This is a genomic window from Micromonospora sonchi (assembly GCF_014646235.1).
In the GTDB taxonomy this organism is placed as follows: Bacteria; Actinomycetota; Actinomycetes; order Mycobacteriales; family Micromonosporaceae; genus Micromonospora; species Micromonospora sonchi.
This window is the reverse complement of record NZ_BMNB01000017.1, coordinates 97,033-110,567: the sequence shown is the minus strand read 5'-3', so window position 1 is coordinate 110,567 and position 13,535 is coordinate 97,033. Positions and strand designations below refer to the sequence as shown.

Sequence of the window (13,535 nt, the reverse complement as noted above, 5' to 3'; positions counted from 1 at the left end):
AGTGGACCAGGTAGGCGGGCAACCGTGATGGAGGACGGGCGGCCGCTCTTCCTCCAGATCGCCGAGTTGCTGGAGAACTCGATCCTGGACGGGACGCTGGCCGAGGAGGGGCAGGTGCCGTCGACGAACGAGTTGGCGGCCTTCCACCGGATCAACCCGGCGACCGCCGCCAAGGGCGTCAACAAGCTGGTCGACGACGGAACGCTCTACAAGAAACGAGGCATCGGGATGTTCGTCTCCTCCGGCGCCCGCGCCAAGCTGCGCGGCCGGCGCCGTGACGAGTTCGCCCGGCAGTACGTCCAACCGCTGCTGACCGAGGCGCGCAAGCTCGGCATCGACCCGGCCGAGCTCAAGCACATGATCGACACCTGGGAGGAGACCCGATGAGTCCGGTCGTCACCGTCACCGATCTCACCAAACGATACGGAGGTGTCACCGCGCTGGACGGGGTCAGCTTCTCGCTCGCCGAGAACCGGATCTACGGCCTGCTGGGGCGCAACGGCGCCGGCAAGACCACCCTGATGCAGATCCTCACCGCACAGAACTTCGCCACCTCCGGCGACGTCGCGGTCTTCGGGCAGCACCCGTACGAGAACGAGCGGGTCCTCTCCCGGATCTCCTTCATCAAGGAGAGCCAGACCTACCCGTCGGCCCTGCGGGTGCATCACGTGCTGCGCGCGGCCAGCCTGGTCCATCCCTGCTGGGACGAGGAACTGGCCCAGCAACTGGTCGACGACTTCCGGCTGCCGCCGCGACGCAACGTGCGCAAGCTCTCCCGCGGAATGCTCTCCTCGCTCGGCATCATCGTCGGGCTGGCCTCGCGGGCCCCACTGACCTTCTTCGACGAGCCGTACCTCGGCCTGGACGCCGTCGCCCGGCAGATCTTCTACGACCGCCTGCTGGCCGACTACACCGAGCACCCGCGCACCATCGTGCTCTCCACCCACCTCATCGACGAGGTCAGCGACCTGATCGAGCACGTCCTGCTGATCGACCGGGGCCGGCTGCTGCTGGACGTGGAGGCGGAGGCCCTGCGCGGTCAGGTGCTCACCGTTGCCGGTCCGGTCGCGGCGGTGGACGAGTTCACCCGTACCGGCGCGGAACTGCACCGGGTGCTGCTCGGCGGAGCGGCCCGCGCCACCGTACGCGGCGATTTCGGCCCGACCGACCACGACCGGGCCCGGGCCCTCGGCCTCACCCTCGAAGCGTCCTCGCTGCAGGACACCGTCGTCCGCCTGACCACCGCCACCAACGGCGCAGCACCGGCCACCGTCGGTGCGACCAGCAAGGAGGCCGTCCGATGAACCGCGCCCTGACCGTGGCCCGACTCCAGTTCGTCGCCTGGCCCCTCGTGGTCGGCTGGCCCTGGGGAATCCTCGCCTCCAGCTTTCTGATCAACCTGGCGATCTTCGCCTCGATCGGCGATGCCGATCCCGAACCCACCACCGGTGGCCTGGCCAGCATCTACATCGTGATGTTCATCGCCTGCGTCAACGTGATCATCCAGGAATTTCCGTTCGCGATGGGGCTGGGCATGTCGCGTCGCAGCTTCTACCTCGGCAGCCTGCTTCACTTCGTGGGACAGGCGATCGTCTACGCGGGGGTGCTTCACCTGCTCTCCGTCGTCGAGAAGGCGACCGGTGGCTGGGGCCTCGACCTGACCTTCTTCGGCCTGCCGTTCCTGCTGGTGGAGAACCCGGTGCTGCGGTACCTCGCCTTCGCCATCCCGTTCCTGCTGCTCGGCTTCCTCGGTTTCGCGATCGCGCTGGTGTTCAAGCGCTGGGGCATCAACGGCATGCTTACCCTGAGCACTGCGGCGTTTGTCGGGATCGGTGGGCTTGCGGCCCTCACCACCTGGCGGGGCTGGTGGCCGGCGATCGGCGGCTGGTTCGCCGACCAGTCCGGCGGGGCCCTGCTGGTCGGCTGGCCGGCGCTGCTCGCCCTCCCGCTCGCCGCCGTCAGCTACCTGATCATCCGCCGCGCAACCCCTTGAAAGGAGGGGCCCCCTATTAACGCCTGGTGTAGAGCAGGGGCCCCCTATTAACAACCACGATGTAACAACCACGATGTAGCAACCACGATGTAGCAACCACGCCGGGTACGCCCGGCGTGGCGCAACGGGGGCGGCTCCTCCCGATCGAGTATCGGGAGGGGCCGTACGGCACGTGTCGGCCCTGTCGGGGCCTGGTCAGGCCCGGCGGAGACCGGCGGACGGCGCGGTCAGGCCCGGCGGAACGGTTCACACCTGCGGGCGGCGACGGTCCACGCCGAAGTTCAGATAACCCGCCAGCGCGAGGGCGGAGAGCACGACCTGGGCCCCGACCCACCCCCAGGCCGGCGACACCGGAGCCAGCAGGGCGAACAGGGTGGGCACGGCGAACAGCAGCACGTCCGCGCCGTTCGTCAGCCACATCAACGGGCCGGGCGCGATGGCGCCCATCGGGGTGTCGATCAGCGGCAGAGCGTTGTCGATCTGGCCGGCTCGGGCGCGCCGCACGGCCAGCATCGCGGCCGTCGGACCGAACGCCAGACCGAGTGCCCACCAGGGCCCCGGCGGCAGACCGCCGAGCAGCCCCAACAGCGCCACGGCCAACCCGGACCAGACGGTGGCCAGCAGGATCGGCACGATCGACCGGAGCGTCACTGCCCGGCGCCCGGTCAGCCCCAGCAGGCGCAGCAACGCCGGGTGGGCCGCGTCGCGCCGCAGCGCGTCCAGGGTCACCCCGCCGGCCGTGCCGGCCCCCACCACCAGGGCCAGCGCGGGCAACCAGCGAGGGCCGGCGGTGAGCAGCGCCGGCAGCGGGGTCACCGCGAGCAGCCAGGCCACCCGCCAGCCGCGCCGGCGCAACACCAGCAGGTCCTGCTGCACCGGCACGAGCCAACGGCGTCGGGGAAGCAGCGGCCGGGTCCGCAGCGCCCGCCGCCGCCAGTACCGCCGCTCGCGCAGGTCGGTCAGGAAGGACGGTTCGACCGCGTACGCGGCGTCCAGGTAGCTGCCGACGGTCGCCGATGGTTCGTACAGGCGGGCGTCGGGAAGCCGCGCGAGACCGCGTACCGCCAGGGCAGTGAGCGCCGCGGTGACGGCGACCACCCCGATGGTGACCGGCAGCGGGGGCGGCGCGCCGGCGGCCGGCGCCGGCAGCGGATGCACCCGGGCGAGCAGCGCCGCCGCGCCGAGCACCACCAGGATCGCGGGCAGCGATCCGTCGAGCCAACGCCAGTATCCCGGCCCGCGTTGGGCGGCCACCGCGAGCAGCGCCAACAGCACACCGCCGGCCGCCCCCACGCTCAACCAGCCGGCCAGATCCGCCCCGGCGATCGGCCGGGCCGCCAGGCGGGCAGCGCCGACGAGGGCCAACACGCTGCCCGCGATCGCGCCGATGGTCAGCGCCCGGATCAGCGCCGGCAACAGCAGGCCCCGGCGGGGGATCGGTGCCGGAAGAAGCCAGGTCAGCTCATCGCGGCTCAGGAACAGCGGGCCCAGGCCACGCAGCAACAGCACCAGGCCGGCGGCGCCCCCGGCCAAGAGCAGCAGCACCGCCACCCGGTCGGCGCTGGCAGCCGGCTGCGCCGGCCAGAGTGCCAGCCCGAGCCGCGGACCGGCCAACGCCACCGCCATCGCGACCGTCAGCACCAGCACGTACAGCGTTTCCAACGACAGCGACCGACCCCGCTGCGCGCGTTGCCGCCGGACCCGTGCGCGCAGCCGACGGGCGCTCGGGTACGTCGACCCCCGCCGGGTCGGTCGCTCGACCACCTGGGTCACACCGGGCCGCCGGACACTGATGCCCCGTCGCCGACCGGACCCGTCCCATCGGGTGCCGGGCCGTCGGCGGTCTGCGGCAGCGGGCTGCCGGAGTGCAGCTTCAGCACCGGGCAGCCGAGGACGGCCACGAAGGCCGGGTCGTGGCTGGCCAGCAGCAGGCTTCCGCCGCCGGCCAGATGCTCGCGGAGCAGCCCCGCCACCACGGGCCGGATCGCCGCGTCGAGGCGTTGCTCCGGCTCGTCGAGCACCAACAGGTCGGCCGGGCGGGCCAGGGCGGCGGCCAGCAGCAGACGCTGCCGCTCACCGGAGGAGAGCCGGTCCGGCGTACCGTCGCCGAGGTCGTGCAGGCCCAGCACCTTCAGCAGATCGTAGACCCGGCCATCGGCCGGATCGCCGCCACCGGCCAGCCGGACCAGTTCGACGTGCTCGCGGACGGTGAGCCCGGCGTACCAACCGGGTTGCTCGACGGTGGCCACCACCCGGCGCCAGAACGCGGCCGTGCCGTCCGGCGGCGCGCCGAAGACCCGCACCGAGCCGGCGGTCGGCTCGACCAGCCCGGTGACACAACGCAGCACCGTGGACTTGCCGGCACCGTTCTCGCCGACCAGGCAGAGCGCGCCTCCGACCGGCAGGTCGAAGTCGACGTCCCGGACCACGGACAGGCTGCCGTACGTGACCCGCAGGCCAACCACGGCGACGGCGATTTCGGACACCGCCCCACCCTAGATCCAGGCGACGAGGCCGGCGCCTTCCTATGCTCGACATCATGGAACTGCGGATCTTCACCGAACCTCAGCAGGGCGCCAGCTACGACGATCTGCTCGCCGTGGCCCGTCGCGCCGAGGAGACCGGCTTCGGCGCCTTCTTTCGCTCCGACCACTACCTGAAGATGGGCTCGGTCAGCGGCGACCCCGGCCCCACCGACGCCTGGACCACCCTGGCCGGGCTGGCCCGCGACACCCGGTCCATCCGGCTCGGCACGCTGATGACCGCGGCCACGTTCCGGCTGCCCGGTCCGCTGGCCATCACCGTCGCCCAGGTGGACCAGATGAGCGGGGGACGGGTCGAGCTGGGCATCGGCGCCGGCTGGTACGACGCCGAGCACCGCGCGTACGGAATCCCGTTCCCGGGGCTGGGGGAGCGGTTCGACCGGCTGGCCGAGCAGTTGGCGGTGATCACCGGTCTGTGGCGGACCCCGTCGGGCGAGACCTTCGACTTCGCCGGACGCCACTACCAGGTCAGCGACTCGCCCGCGCTGCCCAAGCCGGTGCAGCGGCCGCACCCGCCGATCCTGATCGGCGGGATGGGCGCGAAGCGTACGCCGGCGCTGGCCGCCCGGTACGCCGACGAGTTCAACCTGCCGTTCGTCTCGGTGGACGACACGGTCACCCAGTTCGACCGGGTGCGCGCCGCGTGCCAGGCGATCGACCGCGACCCGGCCGAGCTGACCTGGTCCAACGCGCTGGTGCTCTGCTGCGGGCGGGACGACGCCGAGGTGGCCCGGCGGGCCGCGGTGATCGGCCGGGAGCCGGCCGAGCTGCGCGAGAACGGGCTGGCCGGCACGCCGGCCGAGGTCGTCGAGAAGATCGGCCGGTACGCGGAGGTCGGCAGCCAACGGATCTACCTCCAGGTGCTCGACCTGAGCGACCTGGACCACCTGGATCTGGTCGCCGCCGAGGTGATGCGGCAGCTCTGAGGCTGTGCCGAGCGCCCCGGCCGCTGTCAGTGGGCCGGGGCGCGCAGCACGGTGATCACCTCCACCGAGCCGTCCAGGTGCCGGCTCACGATCGAGCACGCGCCACCCTCGACCCGGGGCGGCGGGCCGGGGGTGGGCACGGGCGTCGGTGCCGGTCCGGGCGCGGGATTCGGCTGCGGGCCGGGCTGGCTGGCGAAGTACCCGCTGGCCGGGCCGCTGGCCGGCTCGACGCCGCTGCCGGTCGGGTCGATCTCCTCTTCGGAGGGGTAGACGTCGCCGCGAGGGGCGGGATCACGGTAGCTGCTCATCGGCGTAGGGTTCCCCGACAAGGCCGGCGGTAACCGTCGGCGCGGAGGGGGGAATCGCAGTGTCGACGCACCGCAACTGGGCGGGCAACGTTCGTTACGCCGCCCGGGCGTACCACCGGCCGTCCTCGATGGACGAGCTGCGCGAGCTGGTCGCCGGCAGCGACCGGATCCGGGCGGTGGGCAGCGGGCACTCGTTCAACCGGCTCGGCGACACCACCGGGGACCTGGTCACCCTGGCCGGGCTGCCGGCCACCGTGCGTCTCGACGAGCCGCGCCGGCTGGTCGACGCGCCGGCCGCGATGCGGTACGGAGACCTGGCGACCTGGCTGCACGAGCGGGGGTACGCCGTGGCCAACCTGGCTTCGCTGCCGCACATCTCGCTGGCCGGCGCGGTCGCCACCGGCACCCACGGCTCCGGCGAGACCATCGGCAACCTGGCCACCGCGGTCGCCGGCCTGGAACTGGTCACCGCGGCGGGCGAACCGCTCACCGTGGACCGCGACGACGCCGACTTCCCCGGCATGGTCGTCTCCCTCGGCGCGCTGGGCATCGTCACCCGGCTCACCCTGGAGGTGGTGCCAGCCTTCGACATCCGCCAGTACGTACACCTCGATCTGCCCCGCGCCGCGCTCGACGAGGCGCTCGGCTCCGCGTACAGCGTCAGTGTCTTCACCGACTGGCGCTCCACCCGCGGCACCCAGGTCTGGTGCAAGCAGCTGGCGGAGCAGAGCGCGCCCCCGGCGGGCTGGCTCGGTACGACGGCGGCCGACCGGCCCTGGCATCCGGTGCCCGGCATGCCGGCGGTCAACTGCACCGAGCAGCTCGGTGTCGCCGGCCCCTGGCACGAGCGGCTGCCGCACTTCCGGCTCGGCTTCACCCCGAGCAGTGGTGACGAGTTGCAGTCGGAGTACCACCTGCCCCGGGCCGTGGCCGCCGACGCGCTCGCCGCGCTGGACGAGGTGGCGCACCTGACCGCTCCGGTGTCGCAGACCAGCGAGCTGCGCACCGTCGCCGCCGACGGGCTGTGGCTCAGCCCGAACCAGGGCCGCGACACCCTCGCCGTCCACTTCACCTGGATCGCCGACGCGTCGGCGGTGCTGCCGGTGGTGGCCGAGGTCGAGCGCGCCCTGGCCCCCTTCGCCCCCCGTCCCCACTGGGGCAAGGTCTTCACGATCCCCACCGAGGCGATCGCCGCCACCTACCCGCACTGGCCCGACTTCGCCACCCTTCTGCACCGCCTCGACCCCACCGGCAAGTTCCGCACGGAGGAGCTGAACCACCTCTTCCCCGGCTGACCGGCCTGCTTTTCGCAGCCGCCGGTCAGGCGGTGAGTTCCCCGACGATCGTGCGCAGCGCCCGAATCAGATCCTGGGCGGACGGCACGCTGTCCGGGTCGACCAGCCACTGGGCGGCCAGACCGCCGAGCAACGCCTGATGGACGGCACCCAGCTTCAGCGCGTCCGCCTCGTTCGCGGTGGGATCGAGGCGGTGGAATATCTCGACCAGCCCGAGGCGGGCCTGGTGATTGGCGGCGGCGAAGGCCGAGCGCAGCTCCGGGGTCCGGTCCATCTGGGCGAGCAGCTCGAACTGGATGGCCCAGAGCGGCCGTAGCCGGGCGAACGAGTCGATGACCCGCGCCCAGGCCGCCTCGAACCGCTGCTCCGGGGTGACAGCCGGCCCGTCGTCCGCCGCCAGCGCCTGTTGCAGCTCATCGCCCCACTCCGCCATCGACTCGACCAGCGCCTCGTTGAGCAGGGCTCTGGTGGTGCGGAAGTGGTAGCCGATGGCCGCCAGGCTGGTGCCGGAGGCGGCGGCGATGTCCCGGGCGGTGGTGGCTGCATATCCCTTCTCCAGCAGGCACCGCTTCGCGCCCGAGAGCAGGTCTTCCCGATTTCCCATGCCCGGCAGTCTATCCGAGCCTTGAACGGATGTCTTGCACAAACGTCTTAAACGTTTGTACGCTACCGGCATGGCGAACATTCTGATCTCCGGTGCCGGCGTCGCCGGATCCGCACTGGCCTGGTGGCTGCGCCGACAGGGCTTTCGTCCGACCGTCGTCGAGCGCGCACCCGGGCTGCGCGACGGTGGCTACAAGGTGGACATCCGCGGCGCCGCCCTCGAAGTGATCGACCGGATGGGCCTGCGCGAGCAGGTGCGGCGGCGCGACACCGGCATGCGGCTGGCGCGATTCGTGGACGTCGGGGGCCGCCAACTCGCCACCATGGACGCCCAGCTCTTCGGCGGACGGGAGGGCGACGACGCCGAGATCATGCGCGGTGACCTGGCCCGGATCCTCGCCAGCGCCACCGACGACGTGGAGTACGTCTTCGGCGACTCGATCGCGACGCTGACCCCGACCGGCGACCGGGTCGAGGTGGCGTTCGAGCGGGGCAAGCGCCGGACGTTCGACCTGGTGGTCGGCGCGGACGGGCTGCACTCGACCGTCCGTCGGCTGGCCTTCGGGCCCGAGTCCGCCCACCTGCGACCACTCGGTCACCACATCGCGATCTTCTCCGTGCCGGCGGAGCTGGGTGAGGAGGGCGTCGAGCTGATGCATCCGGCCCCGGGGCGCACCGTCGGCGTCTACCGTACGGCCGGTGCAGCCCAGTCCCGGGTCCTCTTCCTCTTCCCCTCGCCAGCGGACGAGCCCGACCACCGGGATGTGGCCGGACAGCAGGCGCTGCTGGCGGAGGCGTTCGGCGGGCTCGGATGGCAGGTGCCACGCCTGCTCGACGCGATGCGGGACGCCCCGGACTTCTACCTCGACTCGATGAGTCAGGTGCGGATGGACCGCTGGTCGACTGGGCGGATCGGGCTGGTCGGCGACGCGGCGTACGCGCCGTCACCCGCGTCCGGGCAGGGCACCAGCCTGGGCCTGGTCGGCGCGTACGTGCTGGCCGCCGCGCTGGCCGAGGCACCGGGCGACCCGGTGGCCGGGCTCGCCGCCTACGAGCGGCGGATGCGCCCGTTCGTCTCGTTGAACCAGCAGCTGGCCGAGCGCAACCTGAAGGGCATGGTGTTGCGCTCGGCGGCGCAGATCCGGTTCCAGACGCTGATGCTGCGAATGATGCCGCATCTGCCGGGACGGGAACGCCTGATCCGGCGAGTGACCGAGCCGATCCGGAAGGCGGCCACGGCGATCACCCTGCCGGGGCCGGCTAACGCCCGGCCACCTGGTCACGCAGGTGGCTGCGTTGAACGGCGCGGCTGATGTCGCTGGGTGAGACGATGCCGACCAGGTTGCCCTCGGCGACCACCAGCGCCCGGCCGTCGGCGCACTCGCTGAGCCGGGGCAGCAGGTCGGTGAGCTGCTCGTCGGGGGAGGCGAGCACCAGGTCGCCGGCCCGGCAGGCCACCGCCTCGAGCGTGGTGCTGGCCCGCTGGTCGCTCGGGACTCCGCGTACCCGGTCGAGCGTGACCAGGCCGACCGGCCGCCCGTCCTCGGTGAGCGGCAGCGCCGTGTGCCGGTACGCGAACAGGTAGTTGTCGACGAAGTCGGCCACCGTCATCTCGCCCGAGGCGGTCTGCGGCTGCGGCGTCATCACCTCGGCGACCCGGAGCCCACGCAGCGCGCTGCCCATTCGCGCCTGCCGCTCCTCCAGAGTGGCGGCGCCGATCAGGAACCAACCGATCAGCGCCAGCCAGAGCCCGCCGACGCCGGCGCCGGTGAGGAATCGCCACAGCCCGAACCCGATCAGCACCACGCCGAATATCCAGCCGGCGCGGGCCGCCACCACCGACCCGCGGGTCCGGTCCCCGGTGGCCTTCCACACCGCCGCGCGCAGTAGCCGACCGCCGTCCAGCGGCGCCGCCGGCAGGATGTTGAAGATCGCCAGCAGCAGGTTGATGCCGGCGAGCCAGGCCATCGCGCCCAGCAGCAGCCCGTGCACCCCGGCGAGACCGAGGAGCATCGCGATGGCCCCGAAGAAGACCCCGATGATCAGGCTGACCAGCGGCCCGACCCCGGCGATGCGCAGTTCCGCACCCGGGTCCCGGGCCTCGCCACGCAGCTGCGCGACCCCGCCGAAGAGCCACAGCATGATCCCCTCGACGCCCAGCCCGTTGCGCTTGGCCACCACCGCGTGGGACACCTCGTGGGCGAGCAACCCCAGGAAGAAGACCACCGCCGCGGCCAACCCCGCGAGCAGGTACGCCACCCCCGACCGGCCAGGGTACGACCGGGGAAACAGGTTGGCCGACAGCCCCCACCAGATCAGCGCGAAGATGACCAGGACACTCCAGTTGACCCCGACCGGTACGCCCACGATCCGGCCGAGCCGGAAACTCGCCCTCATGTCTCGGTCATACCCCCGCAGCCGGTTCCCATGCCAGGGCGATGAGCCAGATCAGCCATCTGCCCCCACGTCCACGACACGCGCTGCTTTTTGGGGCGACGCCGGTCGGTGACTATCGTTTGCTGCGCATCGGGAGCCGGACCGGGCGAGAGGGATGACTGTGGCCAAGCTTGCCCTGACCGAGGCCGAGGCGGCGCTGTACGAGATCGTCGGGCCCCGGATCTTCGTCCGTGCCCGGCAGCACGTCGAAGGTGGGGACCTGTCCAAGGTCCGGTGGGACGCCGCCGCCGGTCGAGGGGAATGCGAGCTCGCCGGCCAACGCGCCAACTCGGTGACCGCGGCGGTGACCACGGACGCCGACGGTCGGATCACGGCGATGGACGGTTCGTGCACCTGCGGGCAGGCCGGCTGCGCCCACCCCGCGGCGTTGATCCTCGCGACCCTGCCCGACGCCGGCCTGCCCGAGGCCGCGCCGTCCGACGCCGTACCGCCCGACGCCGCGTCGTCCGCACCGCCTTCGGCGCGTAAGGCGGCGAGGCGGGAGTGGGAGAAGGCGCTTTCCAAGCTGGTACGCGACGTCACCGTGCCTTCGGTCGCCCCCGACCCGGAGCCGGCGGGTGTCGGTCTGCAGTTCGAGGTCGTACCGTCCGGCTCGGACGCCGACGGCTTCCGGATCGCGCTGCGGCCGGTGGTGCCGGGACGGACCGGCTGGATCCGTACCGGGATCAGCTGGTCGAGCCTGAGTTACGCGAACATCGGCCGGTCCAAGCGGGTGGAGCGGCATCGCCGGCTGCTCAGCGAGATCGTGCGGCTCGCCGCCGACGACTACGATCCGTACGGCTACTACGGCCAACGGCAGGCCCTCTTCCTGGATGATTTCGACTCCCGGCGGATCTGGGACCTGCTGGCCGAGGCCGACGAGGCCGGCATGGCGCTCGTGCAGCCCGGCAAGAACCCCGCACCGGTGGTGATCAGCAGGGCGCCGGCCCGGATCTCGGTTCGGATCGACCGGGCCGAGGACGAACTCGTGCTGGAACCGGCGTTGTCGGCCGACGGGGTGCCGATCCGAGCCGCGCAGCTGGCCTTCGTCGGTCGCCCGGCGCACGGCGTCGCCTGGTGGGGTGAGCCGCACGATCCGACACCCCGGCCCGGGAAGCCGGCTCTGCGGCTGGCCCCGTTGGCCGGGCCGCTGTCGCGGGGCATGACCCGGGCATTGTCCGGCGCGGGGATCCGCATTCCGGCCGCCGAGGAGGAACTCTTCTTCGACCGGTTCTATCCCGACCTGCTCCGTCAGGTGGAGGTGCTGCCGGCCAGCCCGGCGGTCCACCTCCCGGCGGTCGGTCCGGTCACGTTGGCGATGACGATGACCCCCGAGCCCGGCCATCGCCTGCGGGTGCAGTGGGAGTGGCACCGGGTCGTCGGTGGTCGGCGTCATCCCGAACCGTTGCGGGCCGGCGCGCCCGACGGCCATCGCGAGGAGGTGCTCCGCCGGATCGCCGAGCTGGTCGCCAAGCCGGCACCGGAACTCCTGGAGCCGTCGCCGGCCGGGCCCCGGCTGGCCGCCGCGGCCACCGTCGCCGGCGACGCCATGATCCGTCTGCTCGGCGACGTCGTGCCGAGGCTCGCCGAACTCGACGACGTCGAGGTGATCGCCCCGTCGGGCGTGGCGCTGCCCGACTATCAGGAGACGTACGAGCCGCCAGCCATCACCTTCGCGGGCGGCGGCGACTCCGACGAGCGCGACTGGTTCGACCTGTCGGTGCGGGTCAGCGTCGGCGGCGAACCGGTCGACTTCGCCGAGCTGTTCGCCGCGCTCGCGCAGGACCAGCAGTACCTCATCCTGCCCAGCGGCACCTACTTCGCGCTGGACCGTGCGGAGTTCCGCCAGCTCCGGGAGTTGATCGCCGAGTCGCGCACGCTTGCAGACGCCCCGCCCGGGAAGCTGCGGGTCGGCCGGTTCCAGGCTGGGCTCTGGGACGAGCTGGCCGAGCTGGGGGAGGTCACCGGCCAGGCCGCCGCCTGGCAGCAGTCGGTGCGCGCGCTGAGCGAGGCGGACCCGGCCGTCGAGCAACCGGTCCCGCCGGGCGTACGCGCCGAGCTGCGGCCCTACCAGCGTGACGGCTTCCGCTGGCTGGCGACCCTGCACGACCACGGCCTCGGCGGAGTCCTCGCCGACGACATGGGGCTCGGCAAGACCCTGCAGGCGCTGGCGCTGATCTGCCACGCCCACGGGAAGGGGCCGTTCCTGGTGGTGTGCCCGGCCAGCGTGGTGGACAACTGGGCCCGGGAGGCGGCCTGCTTCACGCCGGAACTGGTCGTCCGGACGATCACCCAGACGGCGGCGCGGCGCGGCGACGCGCTCACCGAGGCGGTGGCCGGGGCACAGGTCGTCGTCACCTCGTACACCCTGTTCCGGCTGGAGTACGACGACTACCGCGCGCTCGACTGGGCGGGTCTGATCCTCGACGAGGCGCAGTTCGTCAAGAACAGCCAGTCCCAGGCGCACCGCTGCGCGAAACTGCTGCCGGCGCCCTTCAAGCTGGCGATCACCGGCACCCCCATGGAGAACAACCTCGGCGAGCTGTGGGCGCTCTGCTCGATCACCGCGCCGGGGCTGCTGCCGCGGGCCGACCGGTTCACCGAGTACTACCGCAACCCGATCGAGAAGGACCGCGACCCGGACCGGCTCGCCCAGCTACGCCGCCGGATCCGCCCGCTGATGCTGCGTCGCCGCAAGGCGGAGGTGGTCGCCGACCTGCCGCCCAAGCAGGAACAGGTCCTCGAGATCGAGCTGGACCGCCGGCATCGGCGGGTGTACCAGGCGTACCTGCAACGGGAGCGGCAGAAGGTCCTCGGCCTCCTCGGCGACCTGGAGAAGAACCGTTTCGAGATCTTCCGGTCGCTCACCCTGCTGCGGCAGGCGAGCCTCGACGTCACCCTGGTCGACCCGGACCAGCGCGTGCCCTCGACCAAGCTGGACGTACTCACCGAGCGGGTCTCGGACCTGGTCGCCGAGGGCCATCGCAGCCTGGTGTTCAGCCAGTTCACCCGCTTCCTCGGCCAGGCCCGGCAGCGCCTCGAACAGGCCGGTATCGGGTGCAGCTATCTCGACGGCAGCACCCGCGACCGGGCCGCCGTGATCGACGAGTTCAAGCAGGGCAGCAACCCGGTCTTCCTGATCAGCCTCAAGGCCGGCGGGTTCGGCCTCAACCTCACCGAGGCCGACTACTGCCTGCTGCTCGACCCGTGGTGGAACCCGGCCGCCGAGAACCAGGCCGTCGACCGGGTGCACCGCATCGGCCAGACCCGCAACGTCATGGTGTACCGGCTGGTCGCCAAGGACACCATCGAGGAGAAGGTGATGGCCCTGAAGGCGCGCAAGGCGGAACTGTTCACCAGCGTCCTCGACGGCGGCGAGTTCGCCTCCGCCCAGCTCACCGCCAACGACATCCGCAGCCTGTTGGAGTAGC

The 13,535-nt window shown here is 72.2% G+C and carries 12 protein-coding genes; 7 read left to right on the top strand and 5 right to left on the bottom strand.

The genetic code is table 11. The features are described from left to right. Positions 1-27: 27 nt before the first annotated feature. Genes IEY61_RS19015 through IEY61_RS19005 form a run of 3 tightly spaced genes read left to right on the top strand, consistent with a single transcriptional unit; the run spans position 28 to position 1,993 of the window. On the top strand, positions 28-387 hold the full coding sequence (locus IEY61_RS19015) for a GntR family transcriptional regulator (RefSeq protein ID WP_189046282.1): 360 nt from the start codon (positions 28-30) through the stop codon (positions 385-387). Beyond that, positions 384-1,304 carry an ABC transporter ATP-binding protein gene (locus IEY61_RS19010; RefSeq protein WP_189046215.1) on the top strand — a complete coding sequence of 307 codons (921 nt, stop codon included), beginning with the start codon at positions 384-386 and terminating at the stop codon, positions 1,302-1,304. The genes IEY61_RS19015 and IEY61_RS19010 overlap by 4 nt, the downstream gene beginning before the upstream one ends. Then, a complete protein-coding gene (locus IEY61_RS19005; RefSeq protein ID WP_189046213.1) occupies positions 1,301-1,993 on the top strand; it encodes an ABC transporter permease in 693 nt (230 codons plus the stop codon). Before IEY61_RS19010 ends, IEY61_RS19005 begins: the two co-directional genes overlap by 4 nt. Before the next feature lie 246 nt (positions 1,994-2,239). On the opposite strand, the gene IEY61_RS19000 is transcribed toward IEY61_RS19005, so the two are convergent. Next, positions 2,240-3,757: a DUF6297 family protein gene (locus IEY61_RS19000; RefSeq protein ID WP_189046211.1), complete on the bottom strand. Its 1,518-nt coding sequence runs from the start codon at positions 3,755-3,757 to the stop codon at positions 2,240-2,242. A 5-nt stretch (positions 3,758-3,762) separates the two neighbouring features. Continuing rightward, a complete protein-coding gene (locus tag IEY61_RS18995) occupies positions 3,763-4,479 on the bottom strand; it encodes an ABC transporter ATP-binding protein (protein WP_189046209.1) in 717 nt (238 codons plus the stop codon). Positions 4,480-4,532: 53 nt separating this feature from the next. Between IEY61_RS18995 and IEY61_RS18990 the strand changes: the two genes are divergently transcribed. Further along, positions 4,533-5,462, top strand: a complete 930-nt coding sequence (locus tag IEY61_RS18990; RefSeq protein WP_189046207.1) for an LLM class F420-dependent oxidoreductase — start codon at positions 4,533-4,535, stop codon at positions 5,460-5,462. Positions 5,463-5,488: 26 nt separating this feature from the next. Here IEY61_RS18990 and IEY61_RS18985 read toward each other — a convergent pair whose 3' ends face one another. Continuing rightward, on the bottom strand, positions 5,489-5,770 hold the full coding sequence (locus tag IEY61_RS18985) for a hypothetical protein (RefSeq protein ID WP_229706040.1): 282 nt from the start codon (positions 5,768-5,770) through the stop codon (positions 5,489-5,491). A gap of 59 nt (positions 5,771-5,829) precedes the next feature. Here IEY61_RS18985 and IEY61_RS18980 point away from each other — a divergent pair, with 59 nt between their 5' ends. Then, positions 5,830-7,065 (top strand): D-arabinono-1,4-lactone oxidase, encoded by a 1,236-nt coding sequence (locus IEY61_RS18980; RefSeq protein ID WP_189046205.1) that lies wholly within the window; start codon positions 5,830-5,832, stop codon positions 7,063-7,065. 25 nt (positions 7,066-7,090) lie between these two features. Here IEY61_RS18980 and IEY61_RS18975 read toward each other — a convergent pair whose 3' ends face one another. Continuing rightward, a complete protein-coding gene (locus tag IEY61_RS18975; RefSeq protein ID WP_189046203.1) occupies positions 7,091-7,669 on the bottom strand; it encodes a TetR/AcrR family transcriptional regulator in 579 nt (192 codons plus the stop codon). 70 nt (positions 7,670-7,739) lie between these two features. Here IEY61_RS18975 and IEY61_RS18970 point away from each other — a divergent pair, with 70 nt between their 5' ends. After that, the gene (locus tag IEY61_RS18970) at positions 7,740-8,981 is read left to right on the top strand and encodes an FAD-dependent monooxygenase (protein WP_189046201.1); all 1,242 of its coding nucleotides are present in this window, start codon (positions 7,740-7,742) and stop codon (positions 8,979-8,981) included. On the opposite strand, the gene IEY61_RS18965 is transcribed toward IEY61_RS18970, so the two are convergent. Then, a complete protein-coding gene (locus tag IEY61_RS18965; protein WP_189046198.1) occupies positions 8,929-10,065 on the bottom strand; it encodes a site-2 protease family protein in 1,137 nt (378 codons plus the stop codon). The two genes, IEY61_RS18970 and IEY61_RS18965, sit on opposite strands and share 53 nt — an antisense overlap. A 160-nt stretch (positions 10,066-10,225) precedes the next feature. On the opposite strand from IEY61_RS18965, the gene IEY61_RS18960 reads away from it, so the two are divergent. Then, positions 10,226-13,534 carry a DEAD/DEAH box helicase gene (locus IEY61_RS18960; protein ID WP_189046196.1) on the top strand — a complete coding sequence of 1,103 codons (3,309 nt, stop codon included), beginning with the start codon at positions 10,226-10,228 and terminating at the stop codon, positions 13,532-13,534. The last annotated feature ends 1 nt before the right edge of the window (position 13,535 follow it).